Origin of the sequence: Frateuria defendens (assembly GCF_001182895.1) — a bacterium.
Lineage (GTDB): Bacteria > Pseudomonadota > Gammaproteobacteria > Xanthomonadales > Rhodanobacteraceae > Frateuria_B > Frateuria_B defendens.
The window spans coordinates 1-246 of record NZ_LFQR01000264.1 but is presented as its reverse complement, the minus strand read 5'-3'; the positions used below and the strand labels follow the sequence as shown (position 1 = coordinate 246).

Genomic DNA, 246 nt, shown 5'->3' with positions numbered 1-246 from the left:
CTGCTGCAATACCGCGCGGCAGGTGTTGTCCTCGTCGTCGCCGTGGCTGGGCATGACCAGGGCCAGCAGCGCGGCCGGCGCTGCCGCCACGCCCAGGGCCACGGCCCCCGCGCCGCGGGCGATCAGCGGGCCGGCCTGCACGCCGGCGCTGGGGTTCTTGAGCGTGCCGCGCACATACAGCGGCGAGCGCAGGGTGAGCACGCGCAGGCCCTTGGTGTGCGGGCGCACGTCGAGGTCGAGCTTCTC

The 246-nt window shown here is 75.2% G+C and carries 1 pseudogene; it reads right to left on the bottom strand.

The features are described from left to right. Positions 1-246, bottom strand: a pseudogene (locus tag ACH65_RS18215) (AsmA family protein); the annotation flags it as partial.